At 27.4% G+C, this 25435-nt stretch carries 25 protein-coding genes; 17 read left to right on the forward strand and 8 right to left on the reverse strand.

Features of this window, described 5'->3' with window-relative positions; translation table 11 throughout:
- Window positions 1–6: 6 nt before the first annotated feature.
- Together lepB and Q3223_RS07685 are read right to left on the reverse strand one after the other, a co-directional pair.
- Window positions 7–537: a signal peptidase I gene (gene lepB, locus Q3223_RS07680; RefSeq protein WP_054276324.1), complete on the reverse strand. Its 531-nt coding sequence runs from the start codon at window positions 535–537 to the stop codon at window positions 7–9.
- Between the two features lie 29 nt (window positions 538–566).
- Entirely contained in the window at window positions 567–1391 is an 825-nt protein-coding gene (locus Q3223_RS07685; protein WP_054269818.1) for an undecaprenyl-diphosphate phosphatase, read from the reverse strand.
- A gap of 256 nt (window positions 1392–1647) precedes the next feature.
- Here Q3223_RS07685 and Q3223_RS07690 point away from each other — a divergent pair, with 256 nt between their 5' ends.
- The 3 genes from Q3223_RS07690 to Q3223_RS07700 all read left to right on the forward strand — a co-directional run bounded on the left by Q3223_RS07690 (window position 1648) and on the right by Q3223_RS07700 (window position 4908).
- Window positions 1648–2556 carry a tyrosine-type recombinase/integrase gene (locus Q3223_RS07690; protein ID WP_054269819.1) on the forward strand — a complete coding sequence of 303 codons (909 nt, stop codon included), beginning with the start codon at window positions 1648–1650 and terminating at the stop codon, window positions 2554–2556.
- Between the two features lie 142 nt (window positions 2557–2698).
- Window positions 2699–4144 carry an adenylosuccinate lyase gene (gene purB, locus Q3223_RS07695; RefSeq protein ID WP_054269820.1) on the forward strand — a complete coding sequence of 482 codons (1446 nt, stop codon included), beginning with the start codon at window positions 2699–2701 and terminating at the stop codon, window positions 4142–4144.
- Window positions 4145–4455: 311 nt separating this feature from the next.
- Window positions 4456–4908: a MarR family winged helix-turn-helix transcriptional regulator gene (locus Q3223_RS07700; protein WP_054269821.1), complete on the forward strand. Its 453-nt coding sequence runs from the start codon at window positions 4456–4458 to the stop codon at window positions 4906–4908.
- An 83-nt stretch (window positions 4909–4991) separates the two neighbouring features.
- On the opposite strand, the gene Q3223_RS07705 is transcribed toward Q3223_RS07700, so the two are convergent.
- Window positions 4992–6188, reverse strand: a complete 1197-nt coding sequence (locus tag Q3223_RS07705; RefSeq protein WP_054269822.1) for a pyridoxal phosphate-dependent aminotransferase — start codon at window positions 6186–6188, stop codon at window positions 4992–4994.
- Between the two features lie 384 nt (window positions 6189–6572).
- On the opposite strand from Q3223_RS07705, the gene galT reads away from it, so the two are divergent.
- Together galT and Q3223_RS07715 are read left to right on the forward strand one after the other, a co-directional pair.
- Window positions 6573–7523 (forward strand): galactose-1-phosphate uridylyltransferase, encoded by a 951-nt coding sequence (gene galT / locus Q3223_RS07710; protein ID WP_284181791.1) that lies wholly within the window; start codon window positions 6573–6575, stop codon window positions 7521–7523.
- Window positions 7524–7646: 123 nt separating this feature from the next.
- Entirely contained in the window at window positions 7647–8399 is a 753-nt protein-coding gene (locus Q3223_RS07715; RefSeq protein ID WP_054269824.1) for an exodeoxyribonuclease III, read from the forward strand.
- A 90-nt stretch (window positions 8400–8489) separates the two neighbouring features.
- On the opposite strand, the gene Q3223_RS07720 is transcribed toward Q3223_RS07715, so the two are convergent.
- Entirely contained in the window at window positions 8490–9266 is a 777-nt protein-coding gene (locus Q3223_RS07720; protein WP_284181792.1) for a 3'-5' exonuclease, read from the reverse strand.
- A 312-nt stretch (window positions 9267–9578) separates the two neighbouring features.
- On the opposite strand from Q3223_RS07720, the gene Q3223_RS07725 reads away from it, so the two are divergent.
- Window positions 9579–11477 (forward strand): glutamine synthetase, encoded by a 1899-nt coding sequence (locus tag Q3223_RS07725; RefSeq protein ID WP_054269826.1) that lies wholly within the window; start codon window positions 9579–9581, stop codon window positions 11475–11477.
- A 132-nt stretch (window positions 11478–11609) separates the two neighbouring features.
- Here Q3223_RS07725 and Q3223_RS07730 read toward each other — a convergent pair whose 3' ends face one another.
- A complete protein-coding gene (locus Q3223_RS07730; RefSeq protein WP_219673621.1) occupies window positions 11610–12740 on the reverse strand; it encodes an MGDG synthase family glycosyltransferase in 1131 nt (376 codons plus the stop codon).
- A gap of 189 nt (window positions 12741–12929) precedes the next feature.
- Between Q3223_RS07730 and Q3223_RS07735 the strand changes: the two genes are divergently transcribed.
- The 8 genes from Q3223_RS07735 (at window position 12930) to Q3223_RS07770 (ending at window position 19724) form a co-directional block, all read left to right on the forward strand.
- Window positions 12930–13262 carry a PadR family transcriptional regulator gene (locus tag Q3223_RS07735; protein ID WP_009889116.1) on the forward strand — a complete coding sequence of 111 codons (333 nt, stop codon included), beginning with the start codon at window positions 12930–12932 and terminating at the stop codon, window positions 13260–13262.
- The gene (locus Q3223_RS07740) at window positions 13249–14175 is read left to right on the forward strand and encodes a DUF1700 domain-containing protein (RefSeq protein ID WP_407811805.1); all 927 of its coding nucleotides are present in this window, start codon (window positions 13249–13251) and stop codon (window positions 14173–14175) included. The genes Q3223_RS07735 and Q3223_RS07740 overlap by 14 nt, the downstream gene beginning before the upstream one ends.
- Window positions 14168–15244, forward strand: a complete 1077-nt coding sequence (locus Q3223_RS07745; protein WP_054276328.1) for a DUF4097 family beta strand repeat-containing protein — start codon at window positions 14168–14170, stop codon at window positions 15242–15244. The genes Q3223_RS07740 and Q3223_RS07745 overlap by 8 nt, the downstream gene beginning before the upstream one ends.
- Window positions 15245–15345: 101 nt before the next feature.
- Window positions 15346–15882, forward strand: a complete 537-nt coding sequence (locus tag Q3223_RS07750) for a hypothetical protein (RefSeq protein WP_054269830.1) — start codon at window positions 15346–15348, stop codon at window positions 15880–15882.
- Between the two features lie 123 nt (window positions 15883–16005).
- A complete protein-coding gene (locus Q3223_RS07755) occupies window positions 16006–16713 on the forward strand; it encodes a lantibiotic protection ABC transporter ATP-binding protein (RefSeq protein ID WP_054269831.1) in 708 nt (235 codons plus the stop codon).
- 1 nt (window position 16714) lies between these two features.
- Window positions 16715–17434: a lantibiotic immunity ABC transporter MutE/EpiE family permease subunit gene (locus Q3223_RS07760; protein ID WP_284181795.1), complete on the forward strand. Its 720-nt coding sequence runs from the start codon at window positions 16715–16717 to the stop codon at window positions 17432–17434.
- 1 nt (window position 17435) lies between these two features.
- Window positions 17436–18206 carry a lantibiotic immunity ABC transporter MutG family permease subunit gene (locus tag Q3223_RS07765; RefSeq protein WP_167640035.1) on the forward strand — a complete coding sequence of 257 codons (771 nt, stop codon included), beginning with the start codon at window positions 17436–17438 and terminating at the stop codon, window positions 18204–18206.
- A 126-nt stretch (window positions 18207–18332) separates the two neighbouring features.
- On the forward strand, window positions 18333–19724 hold the full coding sequence (locus Q3223_RS07770) for a sensor histidine kinase (protein WP_407811826.1): 1392 nt from the start codon (window positions 18333–18335) through the stop codon (window positions 19722–19724).
- Between the two features lie 76 nt (window positions 19725–19800).
- Here Q3223_RS07770 and Q3223_RS07775 read toward each other — a convergent pair whose 3' ends face one another.
- Entirely contained in the window at window positions 19801–20622 is an 822-nt protein-coding gene (locus Q3223_RS07775) for a pyridoxamine kinase (protein ID WP_243192819.1), read from the reverse strand.
- A 250-nt stretch (window positions 20623–20872) separates the two neighbouring features.
- On the opposite strand from Q3223_RS07775, the gene Q3223_RS07780 reads away from it, so the two are divergent.
- The 3 genes from Q3223_RS07780 to Q3223_RS07790 all read left to right on the forward strand — a co-directional run bounded on the left by Q3223_RS07780 (window position 20873) and on the right by Q3223_RS07790 (window position 23262).
- Window positions 20873–22027: an amidase domain-containing protein gene (locus Q3223_RS07780; protein ID WP_054269836.1), complete on the forward strand. Its 1155-nt coding sequence runs from the start codon at window positions 20873–20875 to the stop codon at window positions 22025–22027.
- Between the two features lie 182 nt (window positions 22028–22209).
- The gene (locus Q3223_RS07785; RefSeq protein ID WP_003419624.1) at window positions 22210–22410 is read left to right on the forward strand and encodes a cold-shock protein; all 201 of its coding nucleotides are present in this window, start codon (window positions 22210–22212) and stop codon (window positions 22408–22410) included.
- Window positions 22411–22833: 423 nt separating this feature from the next.
- Entirely contained in the window at window positions 22834–23262 is a 429-nt protein-coding gene (locus tag Q3223_RS07790; protein WP_021384091.1) for a CBS domain-containing protein, read from the forward strand.
- A 144-nt stretch (window positions 23263–23406) separates the two neighbouring features.
- Here the strand turns inward: Q3223_RS07790 and Q3223_RS07795 are convergent, their stop codons facing one another.
- Both Q3223_RS07795 and Q3223_RS07800 read right to left on the reverse strand, forming a co-directional pair.
- Window positions 23407–24162 carry a peptidylprolyl isomerase gene (locus Q3223_RS07795; protein ID WP_054269837.1) on the reverse strand — a complete coding sequence of 252 codons (756 nt, stop codon included), beginning with the start codon at window positions 24160–24162 and terminating at the stop codon, window positions 23407–23409.
- Between the two features lie 701 nt (window positions 24163–24863).
- Window positions 24864–25370 carry an ImmA/IrrE family metallo-endopeptidase gene (locus Q3223_RS07800; RefSeq protein WP_167640037.1) on the reverse strand — a complete coding sequence of 169 codons (507 nt, stop codon included), beginning with the start codon at window positions 25368–25370 and terminating at the stop codon, window positions 24864–24866.
- Window positions 25371–25435 lie beyond the last annotated feature (65 nt).

Consider the following 25435-nt stretch of genomic DNA (forward strand, 5'->3'; position numbering starts at 1 on the left):
ATTTTCTTAATCCACTTTTCCAATATTATTAAGAGGTAAAAGTCTTACCATAACCTTACCAAGAATTTCATCCTCATCAACCATACCTACATCAGGAAATCTACTATCATTACTGTTTTCTCTATTATCTCCCATCGTAAATAGTTTACCTTTTGGAACAACTGTATCTATATCTCCAGAAGTGTAATTATTGTGTATATATGGTTCATTTAACAACTTTCCATTTACATATACTTTGGAATCTGATATTTTTATACTGTCACCTTCAGTAGCTATAACTCTTTTTATTAAGTCTTTTTTCTTTCCTGTATCGCCATCAACTAAATTGGTTTTAAAAACGACAATATCGCCTTTCTCAGGTTTACCAACTCTGTATGATATTCTATTTAAAATTAGATAGTCTTTATCGTCTAAAGTAGGATACATTGATTCTCCACTGACAATAGAAGGTCTTATAAATTGTAGGATTACAAATGCAAGTACAATAGCCATAGCTATTGACTTAGCCCAATCAAATATTTCTTTTTTAACACTCATAATTTTTCTCCTTATCATTTGTTATTAAATTAGAATAGAAAGAAATAAGCAAGAACAATTATACCCAAGACTATTCTATAATAACCAAAGACTTTGAAGTCATGTTTTTTGATATAGTCCATAAAGAATTTAATAACTACAATTGAAACAATAAATGCTACTATAGAACCAACACCTAAAATAAGCCATTCAAATCCACTAAATCCAAATCCAGCTTTTAGAAGCTTTAATGCACTAGCTCCAAGCATTGTAGGGATAGCCAAGAAGAATGAAAATTCTGCAGCTACATATCTAGAAGCACCAAGTAACACTGCACCTATTATAGTTGAACCAGACCTAGATGTACCTGGTATAAGAGCTAAACATTGGAATAATCCTATACAAAGAGCTAACTTATATGTAACTTGAGAAAAATCCTTATACTTAGGTCTTTTATTTCTCTTTTCAAGTCCTATCATTATTATACCATATACAATAAGAGCAATAGCAACTACTGTTGAATTGAAGAATAATCTATCTATATCATCTTCAAAAAGTATTCCAATAACTCCAGATGGTATAACTGCAATTATAACCTTAAGCCATAAGCGAACTGTTTCTTTTTTTTGTTTAATATTCTTTGAGCTATCAAAAGGATTTAACTTTTTAAAGAATATAACAAGTACTGCTAATATTGAACCAAATTGAATTACAACCAAAAATGTACTTATAAATGTATCTGAAAAATTCAATTTTATAAACTCATCAACTAATATCATATGCCCTGTACTACTTACTGGTAGCCATTCTGTGATTCCTTGAACTATTCCTAAAATGACTGCCTTAAAAACTTCAAGCAAACTAAATGTTTCCAAACCAAAATACCTCCAATACAAATTTATAGTAGCATATTTTATTCATATATTAACAAAAAAATGCCACCTTTTACTAACTTATAATACCATAGTACTGTGTAGTGCACAATGGAAGATTGATATTTTCATAAAACCTTCATAATTTAACAAAGTAAAGTTAGAGCTTATCTATTGAATAAGGGGTATATTTGAAGGGGAAATATATGGTATAGTAAAAGTATAACGATTTTATTTTATGGGAAGGAAAGGAGTTATTATGTATAGTACAAAAATACTAGATGATTATGAGTACGAAACCTTTAATGTTTTTTCTACAAAATTAAACCCAAATACAAAACACGATTATTTATCAAAGGTTATACTGTTTAAAGAGTTCTTAAAAGGGAAAGAATTGATTTATGCGACAAAAGAAGATTGTAAAAATTTTGTAGACTATATACAGACCAAATATGCAAAATCAACTTGTGAAAAGATATATAGTTATTTACATAGTTTTTATAACTTCTTAAAGAAAGAAGGATACATAGATATAAATCCATTTAGGTATGTAGAGAAACCAACAGTAACAAGAATAAAAACAAAAGATGATGTCCTAAGTATACAAGAAATAAATAAACTTATAGGTATTTTACCAAAATTAAATATAAGAGATAGAGTAATAATAGTCTGTCTAGTTACTACTGGGTGTTTATTAAATGAATTGGTTAGCTTGAAGTGGAAAGACCTTATGGTAGATGAAAACGATAACTCGTACGTGAGACTGGGAAAAGGAAGAAAAGAGAGGGTAGTTAAGTTACATCCATACTTCTTTAAACTATTAGAAGATTATAGGAATTATTCTGGGCTTCCTGAGGTAATAATACCTAATGATGACTTTATTTTTACTACTCAAAAAAGTAATTCTATAACAGATAGAAATGTCAGACTTATAGTCAAAAAAGCTTTAGATTTAGCAGGGCTTTCTCAATATTCAGCAAGAGACTTTAGACATTCATTTGCAGCAATAAGTTTAAGACTTGGAGCAGATGAAAGTGATGTAAAAAATCAACTTGGTTGGAGTGACAAATACTATGCAATTAGATATAAATATGTATTAAATTTTGTCGATAGCGAAATAGTGGATTATCTTATTGAAAAAGATAATTTAGATATAAATAAAAAATAGTAATAAATAAAAAATACTATATATAAATGTGAACAAAAAATAAAAAAGCCTTGTTATAGTTCGTGAAATTATATATAATTATTTATGTACTAATTTGTACACACTAATCACATGACAAAAGATTTAAGGAAGGTGCTAAATAATGATAGATAATAAATATACTACGTACTCAAATCCACTTACAGATAGATACTGTAGCAAAGATATGAGCTATATATTTTCTCCACAATTTAAATTTTCTACATGGAGAAGACTATGGGTTGCTCTTGCAGAAGGTGAACATGAGTTAGGAATAAATATAACTGAAGAACAATTAGATGAGCTAAGAGCTAATATAGATAATATAAATTTTGACGAAGCTAGAAAAATAGAGAAAGAAGTGAGACATGATGTAATGTCTCATGTAAAAGCATATGGTTTACAGTGTGAAAAAGCCAAAGGAATAATACATTTAGGGGCAACATCTGCATATGTTGGAGATAATACAGATGTTATACAAATGAATGAAGCTTTAAAACTTCTAAGAGTAAAGCTTGTAAACTTAATAAATAATTTAAAAGAATTTGCACTTAAGTATAAGGATATGCCAGCTCTTGGGTTTACACATTTTCAAGCAGCACAACTTACAACAGTAGGTAAAAGAGCTTGTTTATGGGCTCAAGATTTAATACTTGATTTGGAAGATTTGAATTACAGAATAGATAATATGAAATTAAGAGGAGTTAAAGGAACTACTGGTACTCAAGCAAGTTTTTTAAGCTTATTTGAGGGAGACCATGAAAAAGTGAAAGAGTTAGATAAAAAAATCTGCAAAAAGATGGGATATAATTCTTCTTATGCAGTAAGTGGACAAACATATACTAGAAAATTAGACTATCAAGTGATAAGTATATTATCAGGGATAGCTCAAAGTATGCATAAAATGACTAATGATATAAGACTTTTACAAAGTTTAAAAGAATTAGAAGAGCCATTTGAAAAGAATCAAATAGGTTCATCAGCAATGGCTTATAAGAGAAATCCAATGAGAAGTGAGAGAATAGCATCTTTATCTAAGTATATAATCTCTGAATCTTTAAGTCCTGCAATGGTACAAGCTACTCAATGGTTAGAGAGAACATTAGATGATTCAGCTAATAAGAGATTAGCTATACCTCAAGCTTTTATGGCAGCAGATGCAATACTTGAAATAGGCATAAATGTAACTGATGGTTTAGTAGTATACGAGAATATGATAAATAAACGTGTAAATGAGGAACTTCCTTTTATGGCTACAGAAACAATACTTATGGAAGCTGTAAAAAGAGGTGGAGATAGACAAGAGTTACATGAGATAATAAGAGAATACTCTATGAAAGCTGCATATAGAGTTAAACATGAAGGTAAGGATAATAATCTAATTGAGCTTATAATGAATGATGATTCATTTAAAATGAGCAAAGAAGAAATATTATCTATAATGGACCCAAAAAACTTTATAGGTAGAGCACCAGAACAAGTTGTGGAGTTTGCAAATGAAGTTGTAGAACCAGCTATAAAAGATTATAAAGAAGATTTAGGAAAAGTAGATGTGGATTTAAGAGTATAGAAGTATACAGATAAAATATAATCAAAAATGGCTATCTTATTTATAAATAAGATAGCCATTTTAATGGGCTAGCGTCTGCTCTTCATCGCTATGAAGAGTTCTTCCTTATTTACTATACCATGAATTAAAGAAAATAGCTATATAAATAGTGTTTAATAAGAATAATATAAATAAAATTAAATAAAATAATAAGATTACTAATTAAATTTAAACATTCAGTAAAAACTATTGTGCTTGCAATATTTTTAATGTAAACTGAAATAAAGTTATTTAGATAATTTAATAAATTTAAAAACAACCGAGGTGATTGTATGAACTACGTAGTAAAAGATACCATAAGTTTTCTAGTAAAAACATTTCCTAAGATTTATTCTAGCCTATACTTAGAGGACCTAAAAAAATTTGCACCAGACTATAATGTAAATAAAACACAATTAAGAGCATTAGTATTTATAAAAAATTATGGAGTAATAAGTATGACTGATTTATGCTCTAAATTAAATATAGAAAAAGGCAGTTTAACTAGTATGGTTGATGATTTAACTGAAAAGAAATATGTAACAAGAGAAAGAGACTTAGTTGATAGAAGAAAGTATTTAATTGATATTACTGAAGAAGGGGGCAATATAGCTTCTGATTTTATGGATAAATTAAGTGATGGTCTAGGAGAAAAGCTTTCTAAATTGACTGAAGAAGATAGAAGAAAGTATTTAGAGGCAATAAATACTCTTCAATATATATTAAATAAAGAAGAATTTAAATAGAAAAAATATCCCCTCTTCAAATAACATCTGAAAAGGGGATATTTTTATATCATTAAATTTATATAAATTAATATTTCAAGAATTTATTTGTGTAAAGCTACATATTGCTCTAAACCTTCTTTTAATAATGTAGCAGCTCTATGAAGGTCAGTTTCATTTAGGATGTAAGCCAATCTTATTTCGTCACGTCCTAAACCTGGAGTAGCATAGAATCCTTCAGCAGGGCAAACCATAACTGTTTCATTGTTTTTGTTGAATTCTTTTAACATCCAGATTGTGAAATCTTCTGCATTTTCAACTGGTAATTTAGCAACTATATAGAAAGCACCAGTTGGTTTCTTACATATAACACCATCAACTTTCATTAATTCATTGTATAATACATCTCTTCTTTTTTTGTATTCTTCATTAACTTCTTTGAAATAAGAAACTGGAGTTTTGTATAATTCAACAGCTCCTATTTGCTCTAATGTAGGAACACAAAGTCTTCCTTGACATAATTTAAGTATTTGAGCGATAAGACCTTTATTTTTACAAGCGATAGAACCAATTCTAGCACCACAAGCACTGTATCTTTTAGAAACACTGTCTATTATGATAACTCTATCTTGTACACCTTCTAAGTTACCACAGCTTGTGTACTCAAGTCCATCATAAACAAATTCTCTATAAACTTCATCTGCTATTATCCATAAATCTTTTTCTTTAGCTATTTCAGCTAGGATATTAAGTTCTTCTTTTGTATAGATTGCACCAGTTGGATTTCCTGGATTAGAAAGAATTATAGCTTTAGTTTTATCATCCACTTTAGACATTATTTCTTCTTTAGATGGAAGGTGGAAACCGTTTTCTGCTTTTGTTGTAACAGCATTAACTTCTACATTTACACATTGACCAAATCCATTGTAGTTAGTGTAGAATGGTTCTGGAACTAATAGATTATCCCCTGGGTCACAAACTGCCATCATAGTGAAAAGTAAAGCTTCACTACCACCATTAGTTACTAGTAATTCATCTTTTTCAAAATGCATATCATAAGTTTTATAATAGTTTTGAAGTGCCTCTAATAATTCTGGAATACCTTCTGATGTAGCATATTCTAAGACTTCACTATCAAAGTTTTTAACAGCATCAAAAAACCCTTTAGGAGTTTTTATATCTGGTTGTCCTATGTTTAAGTGATATACTTTGATTCCTCTATCTTTTGCTGCTTGTGCAAATGGAACAAGTTTTCTGATTGGAGAGGCCTGCATTGCACTAACTCTGTTTGAATAATTCATTTTAATACCCCCTATTTAATTTAAATACGTATATTGTATTATGTAAATTGTATGTTTGAATACAAGACATCTTTACAAGATAATAATAACATACTTATAGGTAAAAATCATCAAAAAAAATTAATATAGCTCTAAAATAAACTTTTAACAAATTACAGTGAAATACCTGTGTCCATGCCAATAAATTATACATCGGTAAATTAATTTATGATAAGATAATGTTTTGGTGTATAGATAGTAATTTTTTGTTATAATCCTCTATTTATAGATAAAAATATATAAGGGTAAATACGCAAATTTATAAAAAATATTATAAATTTATTTAACAGATACGATAAATATCATATAATTATATTAAAGGCTATTAACTAAGAGGTGTTAATTATGAAAGAATTAAGAATAGATCCAATTACTAATGATGTTGTTATATTTGCTACTGATAGATTGAAAAGACCTTTGGACACAGCAGATATACCAAATGAAGATGAAGAGACTAAGGAATATGAAGAAGGATGCCCATTTTGTAAGGGAAATGAGGCTTATGCAACTGATACACTATTTGAAATAGAGGGTGAAGAAGGGTGGCTTGTGAAGTCTATTTATAATAAATTTCCTATAATTGATGATATGGCAAGAGATGTATATGGTATTCATGAAGTGATGATAGAGAGCGATAAACATAATAGTAATTTTTATAACATGAATCAAAAAGAATTTGAAGATGTTTTTTTTATGTATAGAGACAGATTTAGAGAAATGTCGAAAAATGACAAAGTAGAGTATGTTAGTATCTTTAAAAACTTCTTGAGAAAAGCTGGGGCATCTTTAATGCATCCACATGCTCAGATACTGTCTATGTCTTTTATTCCTCCTGAAATTACTAATGAATTACTAGTTTCAAAAGAGTATTATGATAGTAATAATAGCTCTTTGTATGATGATTTAATAGAAAATGAAATAAATTTAAATACAAGAGTTGTTTATAATGGAGAAGCTTTTATAGTGCTTGTTCCATATGCAACTAAATATAGTGGAGAAGTAAGAGTAATATTTAAAGATAAAATAAAATTTGATGAGTTAAATGATAATAATGTAAAAGAACTTTCCATAATATTTGAGAAGTTATTTAAGAAACTGTACAATGTCAATGGATATATGCCATTTAACTTATGTATTCACACTCATCCAACAAATATTGAAACAAAATCATATTTTAATGTTCATATGCATATAATCCCAAGAAAATATAATTTTGGAGGATTCGAGCTTGGAACAAATATGTATGTTTCCTCAATAATCCCTGAAGAGTTAACAAAAAAATTAAAAATTGATTAAAATATATATTTTTAAGGTATTAAGTAAATAGTAATTTTTAGATAAAATTATAGTGTCGTGTTGTTAAAATAAAAACAAATGAAAAAATTAAAAGAAATTTACTGTTTAGATGAGGAGTATAATATGAAATTTATATCATGGAATGTTAATGGAATAAGAGCTTGTGTTGGGAAAGGATTTTTAGACTTTTTCAAAGAGGTTGATGCAGATATATTTTGCTTACAAGAAACTAAATTACAAGAAGGACAAATAGAATTAGATTTACCAGGATATTTTCAATACTGGAATTATGCTGAGAGAAAAGGTTATTCAGGCACTGCTATATTTACAAAAAAAGAGCCTTTAAAAGTAATGTATGGAATAAATATAGAAGAACATGATAAGGAAGGTAGAGTCATAACTCTAGAATTTGAAGATTTTTATTTTGTCACTGTATATACACCAAATTCTCAATCTGAGTTGAAGAGATTAGAATATAGAACTAGATGGGAAGATGATTTTATAGACTATTTAGTTAAATTAGATAATCAGAAGCCTGTAATTGTATGTGGGGATATGAATGTTGCACATACAGAGATAGATTTAAAAAATCCTAAAAATAATATGAAAAATGCAGGTTTTACTAAGGAAGAAAGAGAAAAATTTTCTAAACTATTAGATAGTGGGTTCATAGATACATATAGATACTTTAATCCTGATAAAGAAGGTGTCTATAGTTGGTGGTCATATAGATTTAATGCAAGAAAAAACAATGCAGGATGGAGAATAGATTATTTTTGTGCATCTAAGAAATTAGAAGATAGATTGATAGGTGCAAATATTCACACTGAAGTACTAGGTTCAGACCATTGTCCAGTTGAATTAGAGATAAAATAAAGATTAATAAGGATAAAAATTGGGCTGTAGATATACATTTAAAGATGATTATGTTTTAATCTACATGCCTATTTTTAACCTAAGTAAATTCTATTTGTTTTTTCTTTGAGTAGCATTTTCTAATGCAAATTGATTTGTTTTTCCCATGTTATAAGCTAAGTTAATAATTCTTTTCTCATCTTTACTCAATTCACGATTTAAAATCTTCCTAAATTCATCAAATAACTTATCATAATCAACTTTCTTTTTATTAGAATATTTTATAGTTTTAGGTCTAATGCTTGTATACACATATATATCTGGCACTATACTTGGATTGTATATATTAATAAAGACCTTAGCAGTATAGTATGCATCGTTTAAAGCGTTGTGATAAGACATTTTTTCATCGAGTTGCAATAAGGAAATAGCATTTTGTAACCCAATACTTTTTCCTGCTGGGTTATTGAAATATTTAGATGCATGCTGTTGAATATTAATATAAGACTTAGGTAAGGTATTTGATGCTAGCTTATGGTAATTAATGTTCCTGTACAATTCCTTTAAATCTCCAGCTCCCCATACACATAATATAGGGTCTTGTGATGATATAAATTTTATGAACTTGTTGTAAACTTCAGGAAAAGTAGGTGAACCATTAAAATCAGAATCTTTAATATTAGTCATGCGACTAATAAAAGGGTGTATTTCTTTGTATATTGTAGGCTTCACATAGCTATTAAATGTATCTATTATATTGAATTTAGAATCCAATTTAATTGCTCCTATTTGTATGATTTCAAAAGGACACTTTTCATTGGATACAGTCTTGTTAAATTTTTTATCAAATCCTTGATTAAATTCCAAATCGAAAATTATGTATTCCATAAAGTTTATCTCCTAAATTTTTTTATTATTGCTACTATAGATTATATTATAAGTCAAATTAAATTTTTAAACAAAAATACTTTTATTTTAGTATACCCTATATTTATAAAAATGTTAAACTATTGTATGTAGAATATTTTTTCCAATAAAAAATATTGCGAACTTTTTGTACTTGATATATAATAATATAAATAAAAACACGAATAAAATACGAATATTTTGCAAGAAAAATTCATAAATGTAAGTAAAAATGAATTTTATCTTGTATTTAACAAAATAAAATTTACATAAAAATTATGGGAGAGTGAAAACATGGATAGTCTATTATATGTAATAGAGAAAGATAAACATACTAATGAAGAAATAAGAGAAATCCTAAAAAACAATAAAAATATAAGATTTGTTTCCTTAATGGGTGTTGACTTAGGGGGAAATGCAACAGATGAAAAGATTCCTGTAGAAATATTTTTAGAAGATATAGATAAATTTTTAGAATCAGCTATACAGACTGATGGTTCGAGTGTTGAACTTTATAACATAGCGACATTAAATAATGCAAAAGTTGATTTAATGCCAGATAAAAGTTGTCATTGGTATGTAGATTACAATATGGAATATATAGACGAAGAAGTAGGTTTACCTGTTGGAACATTAAAGATACCTGCATTTTTAATACATGATAACAAAAAAGTATGTTCAAGAGGAGTGCTTCAAAAAGCAGACAAGTATTTCAAAAAATCTATGTTTGAGATATTTAGAGAATACCCACATGTATTAAATAATATAGGAATAGATTCAGTAGATGATATAGAAGAAATAATGTTAACAGCAGCTACAGAACTTGAGTTTTGGGTTAATACTCCTGAAGATAAAGCTGACTTAGAGAAATTATATGTATCACAAAGCCTAAAAGAGCAATACTGGAAAAGAACTCATGGTATTATAAGAACTTGCTTAGAGCAAAGTTTGATAATACTTCAAAAACTAGGTGTAAGCCCTGAAATGGCTCATAAAGAGGTTGGAGGGATACAAAGTTCTATTAGTATAGATGGAAGAACAAATCATGCTATGGAGCAACTAGAGGTTTCTTGGAAGTTTTCTACACCATTACAAGCAGCAGATAATGAATTATTAGTAAGAGACGTTATAGAAGATGTATTTACATCACATGGACTAGAAGTTACGTTTAAAGCAAAACCAATTCATGGAGTTGCAGGAAGTGGTGGACATACACATGTAGGAGTAAGTGCAAGACTAAAAGATGGAAGTATCAGAAATCTATTTGCCCCAAAAGATTTAAAAGAAGATTATCTAAGTGAACTAGGATATGGGGCCCTTATGGGACTTCTTTACAATTATGAAGTATTAAATCCAATTGTAACAGCTTCTAATGATGGATTTAATAGATTAGTTCCTGGATTTGAGGCACCTGTATGCATAGTTACATCTTTAGGTCATAGTTATGAGATTCCATCAAGAAATAGGTCAGTACTTGTTGGATTAATAAGAGACATGAAAAATCCAAAGACTGTAAGATTTGAATTAAGATCACCAAGTCCTTTATCTAATACATACCTAGTAATAGCAGGGTGTTATCAGACAATGTTAGATGGTATAAAAGCAGCAGCTAAGAGTGGTCTTAGTACAAAAGAACTTGAAAAAGAATTGTCTAAAAATGTAGGTGAAGAAGGATTCTATTTAGAAAAAGATAGAGCATATAGAGATGAAAATGATGTATTTGAGCATTATAGCTTAGAAGAAAGAAATGCAAGATTTGGAACTCCTCCAGCTACAGTTTATGAAAATATGAAAAATTTAGAAATATATGCTTCAAAATTAAAATCTTTAAAACAAGGTGATGTATTTACTGATAGTATAATAGAATCATTTAAGGTTGGAGCAATAGATAAGTGGCAAAAAAAATTAAAAACTAGAATAATAGAGGCTGGAATACAAAAGATAAGAAGTATTGTCAAAATACACACAAAAGAAAATATGGATGCACTTGATGAAGTGGTTTGGAATTCAATATCAGATTTGAAGTTCAACATTATGAAGGACACTTTAACTAGAGAATCTCTATTTACTAGAGTAAGAGAAGCTGTGGAAAATAAAGATTATCAGACTGCTTCAGATTTACAAATAGAATTAAAAAGAAGTATGGAAGAAATACAACAACTGTATATGCAATACAAGAAAAATATATACTAAGATAAATTAGTAACTTGATTCTAATATTATAAAGGCAATCGAGTATGCTTAGGTCATTTTGAGTAAAATCTCAAATATGAAAGCATACTTGATTGCCTTTGGTTTTATTATTTTAAGTTTTATAATAACATACTAATTGTAATGAGTATCTATTAATTCTGAGATATAATCAGCAATTTCATCTGGGTGAATGACTGTTTTAAACTCTTCTAAATTTTTCTTCATAAAGTTTATTATAGAATCAAATTCATTTGATACTAATTTATAAAATATATTCTTAAGGTCTAAGTCATCACTATAAATCATCCCAAGTCCTTTATCTATTATAAACTTAGCATTTTCAATCTCTTGTCCGACCTTTGGCATTTTTACAAGTACTGGAGTTTGTGACTGGATAGCTTCAAATATAGTTGCTCCTCCAGGTTTAGTTAACATTAAGTCACATTCTCTTATTAGATTATACATATCATTTACAAATCCAAGTACTTTTATATTTTTTAAAGGTTTTTTATAAGTTAATGTGTCATATAATTTTTTGTTTTTGCCTGTAACTATTGTAATTTCTATAGAATCAATATGTTCTTCAATAAATTCGTCTATCCAATGCATAAAATCCTCATCTATATCGAACAGACCTCGTCCTCCTCCAAGAAGTAGTAATCTGTATTTATCATGACGGAGTTCTTTACTTTCAATTTGGAATCTCTTATCTACAGGAACACCAGTAACCTTTATAGAGTCTGGATTTATCCCCTTTTGAAAAAATCTATTTTTTATTTCAGGAGATGGAACAAAATACAAATCTGTATGCTCAAAAACCCACTCCATACTATCTACAACATCTGTTATAACTGTAAGTGTTGGTATATTTATATCAGGATTTTTTATCTTAAAATTATTTACACAAGCAGCTGCTAGTGGAAATGTAGAGATAATTAAATCTGGATTTATATCAGAAATATACTCAGAAAGTTTAGGTGTATATAATTTATGAGAGAAATCATGTCTTGAATCAAACGATTTCTTAAAATAATAATAGTAATTATATAATCCTGGAGTATATTTTGTATTGTTCTCATAAAGTTTTACCATAGGCTTATTCATCATAGGTATACTTGCATTTATAAAATTTTGTATAACAACATTGTAGTTACTATATTTTTCAATAATGCATTCTTTTACTGCTTTTGCAGCACTTATATGGCCAGCACCAAATTGAGCAGTTAAGATTAATATTGTTTTATCTTCTTTCGTTTTAGCCAATTTATCACCACTTTCATAAAATATATCTGATTAGAGTATTATACATTTATAGAAGAATTTAATCAACAATAATATTTAAAAATAACTATTGTGTAAGACATAGTACTGTGTTATTATGAAAATATAAGAAGTTTTAACATAGTACCTTGTAAAACACAATACTGTGTATTTAAAGAAAGGATGGAGTATATGAACACACAATTTAGAAAGGGTGTTTTAGAAATTTGTGTACTTGCACTAATATCTAAAAAGGATATGTATGGATATGAAATAGTACATAATATCTCTAAAGTAATAGATGTAAATGAAGGAACAATATATCCTATTCTAAGAAGACTTACAAAAGATTTGTATTTCGAAACATATATACTAGAATCTAATGAAGGTCCTGCTAGAAAATACTATAGAATAACTTCACTAGGAAAAGAAAATTTATCCAATCTAATGGAAGAGTGGAGAGAATTTGTAAAGGCTGTTGAGATTTTAATAAGTGAAGATGAGGGAGGTAATGAACTTGAATAAAACTGAGTTTCTTGAAATTTTAAAGGATTATCTAAAAAAAGATTTTTCTGAGAGCGAAGTTAATGATATATTGAGAGATTATGAAGAGTATTTTGTAGATGGTCTTATAGAAGGAAAGAGTGATATGGAGATAATAGCATCACTTGGTTCACCAAAATCTATAGCAAGAGAACTTATCTTACAGACTAAAGAAAAAGATACTGAAGAAGAAAAAATAATAAATACAGATGTTTTAAACGATAAATTTAGTAAATTTAAGTCAGATATGAAAAAGGGTTATTCTATCTTAAAAGATGAGGCTAAAGAAAAATACAACAAATCAAAGGAAAATATAAATGATAAGCTTACACCAAGTATAGAAGAAGGTGTTGGAGGTTTATCTAGGCAAGTTATAAAGGTATTATTAGTAGCATTATCTTTATTCTTAATTATTCCAGCATTCGCATTCGTATGTGCAATTGTATCTGTCGCTATTGGATTAATATGTACATTGATTGCTTTTGTTATATCAATTCCATTTGTGATTAAGTTTATAACAATGGTTCCAGATATTACGATGTTTTGTATATTTGCGATTATAGCATTTGTAGGACTTGAAATACTTGCATGGCAAATTTTACTGTTTGTTATAAAATTAGGGAAACAGTTGCTAGGTAGCTATATAAATTGGATAAAGAGAAAAAATATTTATATAAATGCAAATGAAAAAATGGAAAAAAGAAATAAAGATATTTTAAGAGATAAAGACTTGAATAAAGATATTAATGAAGATTTATATAGTAATGACTATTATAATACAAAAGAAGAAAGTATTAAAAAAACTGATGATTATGATGATAGTATAAACTTTGAGGCAATGTATAAGGATTTTGAAGATTTAGATGATAAGAAAGGAGAAGATAAACATGAATAAGAAACTTGCCATATTTGCTGCAGTATTATTGGTAATAGGCATAATTGGAACGACATGGTCAGGTATTTTAGTTATGCCAAGCTTAATAAACTTTGGGCTAGAAAAGGAAGCTGAATTTAAAAAAGAAAATAAACTTTATCAAGAAAAAGTAAATATTGACAAGTTAGATGTATCTGTTGACAATATAAATATTACGATAAAGAAACATGCAAGTGAAGATGTGCGTGTAACAACAAAAGGAAATAATGAGTTTTACAAGTATAATGTTACTTTAAAAGATAAAACGTTAGTGGTAAAAGGTGAAAGAAAATATGAAAATCAGCTTAAAAGGATTAAAAATTTCGACCAATTACTAAATACATCTATAGATAATATGTTTTCACATGATTATAGAGAACTTGTAATATATGTACCAAATAATGTAGACGTAAATGTATCAAGTGTAAGTTCATATTTATTGGTATATGATAATGTAGCTTCAAATAATATAACATATAAGACTTCTTATGGAAGCTTTGGAAGAGTTATAACAGAAAATAATGTAAATAAATTAGAGACTTTGAATTTAATATCTAATAGTAATATTGACTTATCAACAAAGTCAATTTTAGGTGTTAAAAATGTAAATATAGAATCAGAATCATTAGATATATCTTCAGAATATGAAGATGTGTTTATAAATAATGTAGAAGATTATATACCTGAAAATGTAAATATAAATGAAAAAATAAGTAGAAATTCACATTATGATAATGAATTTAATTTAGATTCTAATTTGCCAATTGCTAAGCATCTGAATATAGAAGTTCCAAATTCTAAGGTAAGTCTTAATTTACCAGTAGATAAGTATAAATTTAATTGTGATATAAAGGCAAAAGAAGTAATAGAAGAATTTAATAATGATGAAGAGTATAGTAGCGATGAAGAATATAGTAATGATTCGTCTGACTATGAACATAGTAATAAGTATAAAAATATTAGAGAAATAAAAGGGCTTTTGAATAAAAATATGTCGAATTTAGAACAAGAATATACTATAAAAATAAATTCAAATCGATTAGAACTGTAAAAAATTTACTACAATAATTGATAAATTGGCTTAAAAGTATAAAAATATAATCTATACTATGGTATAATAAGTATCGAAAGAGAATTAGGAGAGGGATACTTATGAATAAAATAGCAGTAAGTTTTTTAATAATTGCTACTACTTTATCGAGTACAGCATGTATGGATTATAGCATCAGCACAGTTGAATTGGTTGATTCTAATGAGTCAGCAGTTGTAAAGAAGGATGAGAGTGTCGAAGAAGAAGCAACTAGTAAAATAATTAATCCTAAGACTACTACTAAAATACCCATAGAGATAATTTCAAAAGATGATAAAATAGTAAAATACTTACAAATTGATGTAGAAAGTACACTTAAAGATAAGTTACAATTAATCTTAGATACATTATCAAATGAATATTTTAATGGTTTAGATATGGAAGTAGAAGTTAAGGAAAAAGACAGACTCGTTAGAATAAGTTTAATAGAACCAGATAAAAAAAGTAGGGTTTCTTGGAAAGACGATTATTTAAATGAACAAAATATAAAATATACTATAAACAATATTATCAAAAATGTCATCCAAGAAGATGATGATAGTATCTGGATTGAAGAAGTAGAAATATACTATAATGGAAAATTAATAGAGTTAATATAAAAAATGATGTGTTTAAAAAAACACATCATTTTTTTTATTAATTTTTAATCCTTATAAAATCCTTATATTTATGATTTAGAATGATTCTTGTAAACAAGTTCGATAAAAGAAAGGATGAAAATTATGAGTAATTATATTTTAGAGTTAAGGGGAGTTACTAAAAAGTTTAAGAATGAGGTTGCAGTTGATAATATTTCAATAAAAATTAGACCTAATTCTATTTACGGATTATTAGGGCCAAATGGAGCTGGAAAGTCTACTTTATTAAAAATGATAACTGGGATTTTAAATGCGACTTCAGGAAAAATAATGTTTGAGGGACATAAATGGACTAGAAAAGACCTAGCATATATTGGTTCTCTTATTGAGTCTCCTGCTATATATGAAAATTTAACAGCAAGAGAAAATTTAAAAGTTCATACTACTTTATTAGGCCTACCAGATTCTCGTATTGAAGAAGTCTTAAAAATTGTTGATTTAAGAGATACTTTTAAAAAGCGTTCAGGTCAATTTTCTCTAGGGATGAAGCAACGTCTTGGCATTGCTATTGCATTATTAAATCACCCAAAACTTTTAATCTTAGATGAGCCTACAAATGGTCTTGACCCTATTGGTATTGAAGAGCTTAGAGAATTGATTCGTTCTTTTCCAAAGGAAGGAATTACAGTTATTTTATCAAGCCATATTTTATCTGAAGTTGAGCAAATTGTAGATGAAATAGGGATAATTTCTAATGGAGTAATAGGTTATCAAGGAAAGATATCAAAAGAAGAAAACTTAGAAGAGCTTTTTATGAAAGTAGTAGCTGAAAATAGAAAGAGAGGAAATTAATATGGAAAAATTAGTTAGAGCAGAATTTCAAAAAATGAAAAGAACTTTTGGAATTAGATTGATATGGATAGCCCCAGTATTTTCTATAATTATTGTATTTTTATTTGGTGGAGGACAAAATGGTGTTTACAATTGGTGGTATACTATGTTTCTTCCAGGGGCATTAACATTGATTTCTTCCCTAATAGTACAAAAAGATGAAAAAAAGAAGTATCGTGGTATTTTATCATTACCAATTGAAAAAAAAGATGTTTGGACTGGAAAAATACTTTATTGCATTATATGCTGTTTTATAACATCAATTATTTTTATGATAGGTATAGTTCTTGTTGGGATAGTATATAAGGAAGTTATTTCAATAAGTCAAAATATTATTGGAACCATATTATTAGTTTTATTATTTATGTGGCAGATTCCTCTTTGTATGTTTTTAGCTTCAAAATTTGGTTTGTTTATTACAATTATAATAAACATGTTTTTTACTATTATTGGGGTTGCAGTTTTTTCGACTACAGAAATATGGTACATATTTCCGTATTCAATTACTACACGATTAATGGCTCCTGTATTGCATATTCTACCAAATGGACTTCCTGTACCAGAAGGAAGTGAGTTTTTAAATAGTAATGTAATTTTGCCAGGAGTGTTAATATCTATTGTTTTATTTATAGTGCTTTCTTTAGTTACAAATGCCTGGTTTAATAATAGAGAGGTGAAGTAATATGGAACAACTAGTAAGAATTTTTTTTTCTGATTTAATAAAATTAAAGCGAACTTTTATAATACTAATGCACTTTTGCATTGCTTTGATAGGTATGGGATTGTGTTTAGGATATTATAAGTATTCAAGTGCTGATGATATATCAAAGATAGCTGCATATTTACAAGTTATAGCAATAGCTTTTCCTTTATTATCAAGTATTATGTGTTCATTATGTATTGAACAAGAATATTATTCAGGAAGTTATAAACATATGTTAACATCATCTAATCCAAAATATCTTACACTTATAAGTAAGTATATAATATTAATATGCCTTGGTTTTGGAGCAACACTAGTATCTGTATTAGGTTTTAAATTTGGTGTATCTAGTATTTCTAATGAGGTTTATTTTACATTAGATTTTTATGTGATTTCAATTTTAATTTTAGTTGGGAGTAATTTATTTGTATATATATTACATTTATTCTTAAGTTTAAGATTCGGAAAAGGAGCCTCAATTGGAGTGGGTATAGTAGAAACTTTACTTTCAGCAGTGTTATTAACTGGATTAGGTGCTAGAATCTGGCCTTATATTCCTTGTGTATGGGGTGTTAGATTTATAAGTATTTGGTCATCTTTTTCAAGTTCTAAGACAATTGAATATATTAAAGTTGAATCATTTAAAGAATATCAATCAATAGGATTAGTATGTGGATTTGTAACCATTTTAGCATTTATAATTTTATGTATATGGTTTTCTAAATGGGAGGGTAAAAAGTCTGAAGAATAAAAATAAAAAAGTTACTATTTACTCATATTATTATGTTAGAATATAGCCTAGTGATAAAAATAATCAAATCAAAAGCTAGTTTGTAATTAACTATAAACTAATTAAAGTTTGGAGGAGGTGGTGAGGATACTTGTAGGTAAAAAGTCTAATAATAAAAAGGTTGTAACACTTAGAACCGTTTTTGTAAGATATTTATCTTTATTCTTTGCTATAACCGTTGTCTTAGTATCTATATTGATATTATCATTTCCTATATTATTATCATTAAATATAATATTACCTGCTAATTATACGGAAAAACAAATCTATGAAAATAAAGATAAAATTATTTCAAGTAAACAAGTAACTAAAGATTTAATTCCAGATTCATGTGAGTATGGAGTGTATACTTTAAATGGCAAAGTAATTTCAGGAACTTTCAATAAAGATGAGTCAAAAGAAGTATGGGATTTAATGCAAGGTTTTGAAAGAAGGACTATCAAGTCATCAAAAAACTATATCAAATTGTCCAGAGAAAATGAAGTTTGCATAATACGTTATAGTATAGTAGTAGAATTTGTTTCTCCAACTTTAAGGACATATTTACCAAAGCCAGAACTATTAGGAATGATTATTTTTAGTATAATATTTCTTATTGAAATTATTATACTATCAAAATTATTTGGCAAAAAATTAAATGCTGAAATGGAACTTTTAAAAAATACTACAGAAAAAATAGAACAGCAGGATTTAAATTTTGTTGTAGAATCTAGTAAAATTTGTGAAATCAATAATGTTCTTTTTTCTATGGATAAAATGAAGTCAGCTTTAAAAGATTCTTTAGAAAAACAGTGGATGTTAGAAGAGAATCGTAAGGAACAGATATCTGCATTAGCACATGATATAAAAACACCATTGACTATTATACATGGAAATACTGATTTATTAATTGAAATAAATGAAAATCCAGAGTTATCAGAGTACATGGAATACATAGCAAAAGGTGTCACCCAAATAGAAAAATATATTAATACACTAATAGACATATCAAAAACAGAGGCTGGTTATGTATTAAATAAAGAAGTAATTAATGTAAGTGAATTTATAGAAGATGTCTTGATTCAAATAGAAGCATTAGCTCGTACACAAAACTTAGATGTTGAGTTTTCTAAACAAGATAATTTGCCTGAAAGTATAACTATAGATAAAGAATTATTATTTAGAGCCATTATGAATATAATTTCAAATGCTATAGATTATTCACCAAGCCAGAGCAAACTATACATAAGTGTATCACTAAGTAATAAATACTTAAAATTTGTGGTTACAGATTGTGGAAGTGGTTTTTCTAAAGCAGATTTGTCAAAAGCTACAGAACAATTTTATACAGGAGATTTAAGTAGAAACTCTAAATCTCATTATGGCATGGGTCTTTATATTGTAAATAATATTGTACAAAAACATAATGGGATTTTAAATATTGAAAACTCTATAAAAACTGGAGGCGCTATGGTAACAATTGAAATACCAATGATTTAATAAATAATATCCATTTTGTAAATACCTAGATTTTGTGGTCTATAGGTATTTATAAAATGGATAATTTTTTTGAAATTTATATACTAGTTAAATCTGATAAAAAGTTTTCAAACATAACTCCATCATTTCTATCAGTGTCAAATTGAGATGTATAATTTATAGTTTTATATATGAAATCTGTTGCTGTATTAACAGCCACTCCTAAGTCGTGTTTATTTACTAACATACCACAAAGGATAGATGTGAATATGTCTCCTGTTCCACTATAAGAGCAGTTATTGTATTTAACTGATGTAAAAAATACATGGTCATTATTTCTATCATAGGCTAAATTTAATATATTATCATCTTCTAATATACCAGTAATAACAACCTTGCTAGGTCCTAAACCAGATACAGCTTTTGCAATATGTATAAGTTCTTCTCTATTATAGTCACTTTTTGTATAGTCATTTCCAGTTAAAAAACAAGCTTCTGTTAAATTAGGCGTAGTTAAATCTGAATGTTTAACTAATTCTTTGATTTCTTGTCTCATTTCTTCTGTAAAGATTGGATACATTACTCCATTATCACCCATAACAGGGTCAACTACGATAAAAGCATTAGGATAATCATTTATAAAATTAGCCACTATTTCGATTTGGTGTTTTGAACCTAAAAAACCACTATATATACTGTCAAAGTTGACTTTTAAATTTTTCCAAACATTTGAATATCTTACCATTTCATCAGTACAATCTAAAAAAGTAAATTCAGGATAACCAGTTTGACTTGAAAGTATAGCTGTTGGAAATGGACAACATTGAACCTTTAATGCTGAAAGTATAGGTATAGCAACTGATAATGAACATTTTCCTATTCCAGATAAGTCATTAATTGCTGCGACTTTTTTTTGCATAAAAAACCCTCCATTAGTATGTATTAATTATAATGATGCCAAAATATTTATATACATATATATTACTATAAAAAAAAGAAAAAAGTTGATTATAAAATAAAAAATTGTAAAAAAAACAGTGTATCGATACAATTAATTTTTAATATTGGACATAATAGAATAGAGAATTATTAAATATGAAAATTATTATATGTGACAGAATATTCTTTGTAATTTCATTTGTAAGGTGTACTATTTGGGAGGTGTAGCTTTGAAAATACTGAAAAATAAGAATAAGTACATCAAAGGTATAATGGCATTTGTATTTTTGTCTTTAGCTACTACAGCAGGTGTATTTCTAGTTAATGATTTAAGTATTAAAAATATGGAAGAAAAAGTCATAGAATCTGCAACTGTTGAAGGTGATGATGTAAAAGACCAATATAAACTATTGCTTGAAAACTTATTTGATTACAGAAATAAGGCAATATTAGAGAAAAATGAAAATATTTTAAAAGGTCTTTATGAGACAGATAAAAAGTTTGGTCTTTGGGCTTATGAAAATGAAGTAAAGAAGATGAAGTATTTAGAGAATTGGTCCAGTAAACAAGGTGTAAAATTTAAGGACATAAAAACAAGGGTTAAGGTTAAAAAGATAAAGGAAAAAGAAAAAGACCTATATGGTATAATCTGCTCTGTATCGACTGAGTATAAATATTCATATGAAAATCAAAAGGACAAAGAAAATGTCTTTAGAATAGGTACATATCATTATCTAAATGTAAAAATTATGGATAATCAGTATGTCATAACTAAAGAGTGGTATACAGATCCTTTTGCAGATTCTTTAAATTTAGAAAACATAAAATCTGATGATATAAGAAACTATATTGGTCAACAAAATGGTGTAGAGTTACAACTTACAGATGAGCAAAAAAAGGCTATAGATTATGCACACAAATACTGTGGAGCAGCAGCTGATGAGGAACATGGTATGAAATTTAATCCAAACTATAGAGATTATAATCCAGAAGGTGGAGATTGCGCAAATTTTGCATCACAGATAATGTTTGAAAGTGGAAGGTTTAAGAAGAACTCAATTTGGAATTATAGTGAAAGAGCAGGTACAAAAGCATGGGTAAATGCACAAGCCTTTAAAAATTATTCTCTTTATAGTGGAAGAGGTTCATTAATAGCAAAAGGCTCCTATGAAGAAGTTTATAAACAGGCTTATAATCTACGTCCAGGGGATTTTGTCGGATATGAGAAAAAAGGCAGAATAACACATGTTTCAACAGTAACAGGATTAGATTCAAGAGGATATCCTTTGGTAACATGCCATAATACTGATAGAATGCTGGTTCCATGGGATTTAGGTTGGAGTGATAAGTCCATAAGATTCCATATAATAAAAATAAATTATTAAAAATCTATAAAGAAAAATAAAGTATAAAAGAGAATAATGGCTTAATATTATAAAGTAAAAAAAATGATTATTAATGTATAAAAATAATAATAATTGACAAACATAGCTATATATGATAGAGTAGTACTAAGGTTACAGAAAAGAGTAGCTAAATAATTGTGTTTTTTTAGGAGGATTTATTAATGAAAACTGGTGTAGTTAAATGGTTTAACAATGAAAAAGGATTTGGATTTATATCTGTAGAAGGTGAAGGAGATGTTTTCGTACATTTCTCAGCTATAACTGGAGATGGATACAAAACATTAGAAGAAGGACAAAGTGTTGAATTCGAAGTAGTAGATGGAGCTAAAGGTCCTCAAGCTGCTAACGTAGTTAGATTATAATTAAAAATTCATATATATTAGTGTTCTAGTAATATGAGAGATAAGCCGCTAATCATTTAGCGGTTTTTTCATTTTTTGTAAATAAAATAAATTGCAAAATAAATTAAATTTATTAAAATAAAAGCATTAATAATAAGATAAATATGTTAAAATTGATATTGTAGAGTAAATTTATTATGGCTAAGTTTAAGTCAATTGATTTTTAGTTAATTTTGCTAAAAAGAGAATAAGTGATACTGATAGACCATATAAAAATATTAATAAAGCATAAACAAGATTAAAATGACCAAAGGAAAAACGCTTGTTACAGCGTATAGTATTTAAGAATACTTAGAAAATAAGAAAGGAGAAAGTTACTGCAAAAAAGTAACATTATAAATATTCAATAATATTTATAAGTTTTCAGTAACGGTGGGTAGTGTAATGAACATATTATTCTTTCTAACACCAAAAAGTGAAGTGGCATATATATATGAAGACTACACTATAAGGCAAGCCCTAGAAAAAATGGAATATCACAAATACTCTGCAATTCCAATAATAAGTAAGGATGGTAAATACATTGGGACTATAACAGAAGGTGATTTTTTATGGACATTAAAAAACGACTTAAATCTGGACTTAAAAGGATTGGAAGATGTTCCTGTGACAGATATTAATAGAAAAATGGATAATTCTCCTGTTTCCATCAATGCAGATATAGAAGATTTAGTTATAAAATCTTTAAATCAAAATTTTATTCCTGTTATAGATGACCAAGATACATTTATTGGGATAATAAAAAGAAGAGATGTTATAGGTTATTGTTATGAGATAATACGAGGATATAAAAATCTAGCTAATGATAATTAAAAATCTTATTGAAATTTTTTAAGCTAAGTTCTTTATAATAAAAGAATAAAAATCTGAAATTAAAAATTAAAATTTTAATATAAGAAGCTGTCTTTTACAATAAAAATTGTGAAAAGACAGCTTTTTTTATACGCCGTTTTACGATTAATCGTTGTATTTTACAAGGTTTCCATATTTAGCATTAAGAGCATTTATTTTATTTCCATAAACCTCATTTTGCTTTTGGTATAATAAACTTTTTTCAACTTCAGCTTTAGCTTCATCAAATGAAGATTCTGTGCTTTCTTGAAGGTCTTCTAATTTTATTATGTGATATCCAAATTGAGTCTTAACTGGCTCACTTACTTCACCTTTAGCCATAGAGAATACAGCTTCTTCAAATTCAGGAACCATTTGTCCTCTACCGAATGTTCCTAAATCACCACCCATGTCTTTAGATGGACAAGAAGAATGTTTAACAGCTGCATCTTCAAAAGATATTTCTTCTGATTTTATTTGAGCAAGTATTTCTTTAGCTTTTTCATCACTATCTACTAATATATGTTTAGCAGTTGCACTTTCTGGCTTAGAGAAAGAACTCTTGTTAGCTTCGAAAAATTCTACTTTTTCATCTTCTGTCACATTAACACTAGATAAAACTTTATTTATAGCAAATTGCTTTAATACATTTTCTTCTATCTTTTTCATTTCTGACTTGAATATTTCTTCTTCATTTAATTTTTCGTCTTTAGCATCTAATAAGAATAATTCTTGGTTTACTAAATCATTTAATAAGTGCTTTTTACCTTCTTCAGTTTTAAACTGCATAGCTTGATAAGGGTCTAATGATTTTAATGCATTTTCAATATCAATATTAGTTATTTCTTTTTCTCCAACTGTTGCTAAAACTTTTTTTTCCATAATAGTTAACTCCTTTATAGTGTATTTCATTATTAATATAAAAACTACCATCTTAAATAATATCAGAAAACAATGTAGATGTCTAATATTTAAAGTCATATTAAGTCAAATAGAATTAAATTTAGTAGAACAAAGTTATTACAATCAATAAAAGTGAGCTCATAATACCTACCACACCCTCTTCATGTTTAAATTTAAGTGTTTTTACCATTGAGTAATAAAAATATATCCCAGTAAAAATTATCTTTAAATATAGGAAAGATAAACTCTTTGGATATATTAAAAAGCTAAAAAGAGTAAATATAAAAGCAAGTAGAGTACTTATCCTGTAAAAGAAATCTATTTGTGTAATGTCTTTATATTTTATCATAAACACTGAATATAAAATGATGAAACCAATTGCGACAATTGCATATACGGTAAATAATATGTTTTCAATAGTTCCATTTGAAATTACTATCCACTTATACCACATAATTGGCCAAAAAAATAATGCTAAGAACTTAAAATAATTATCAAACAACTTTTCTTTATACATTCATCAAACAACCTTTCTTAACAAAAGCATATATTTGTTTTTAGAATTTTAAATAATGTAATACCATTATTATATATTAATATTGAATTTATAGAAACCAAAATTTGTTAAAATAAATATATAGATTTTACTGTTAGATTAATTGAAATTGCTATTATTTTTATTATGAAATTGGATCAAATATGTAGAAATATGGCAAGTTGGTTAATATTAGATATTTATTGCTTCCAAGTGATAAAGACTGTTTTTTTAATGATAGGAATTCCAATCTTTTTTGAAAAAAATTAATATCTACATTAAGTATATCTGCCATTTCGTAAACGCAAGTGATGCCAGAATTAATTATGTTTATTATATCTTCCTCAGTAATTAAGAATTCACAGGCCCATTTTAAGGCCTTATTTTCACATTTATCTATAACGATTTTTGTATAATAATCGTTATAAGAAGATACATAGTATCCAAAGCTAGTGAAATGATGACCAAGCTCTTCAGCTAAGATAGATGTAAGTTTTTTTGTATTTTGTTTTAAATTACTGAGTAATGATATAATTTTCATACCATGTTTATTTATATAGAGCCCTTCTAAATCACCTGCAATATAAGTGGTATAATGAATTATTATCTCTTCTTGAGACGCTAATTCAAAGAGCTTATCCAAATTATTCATAAAAATCCCCCTAAAATAGAATGTATGTTTGCTTTGAAATTATATTAAAAGAGCAGAAAAATAGA

It is taken from the genome of Clostridioides sp. GD02367, assembly GCF_045900275.1.
Lineage (GTDB): Bacteria > Bacillota > Clostridia > Peptostreptococcales > Peptostreptococcaceae > Clostridioides > Clostridioides difficile_A.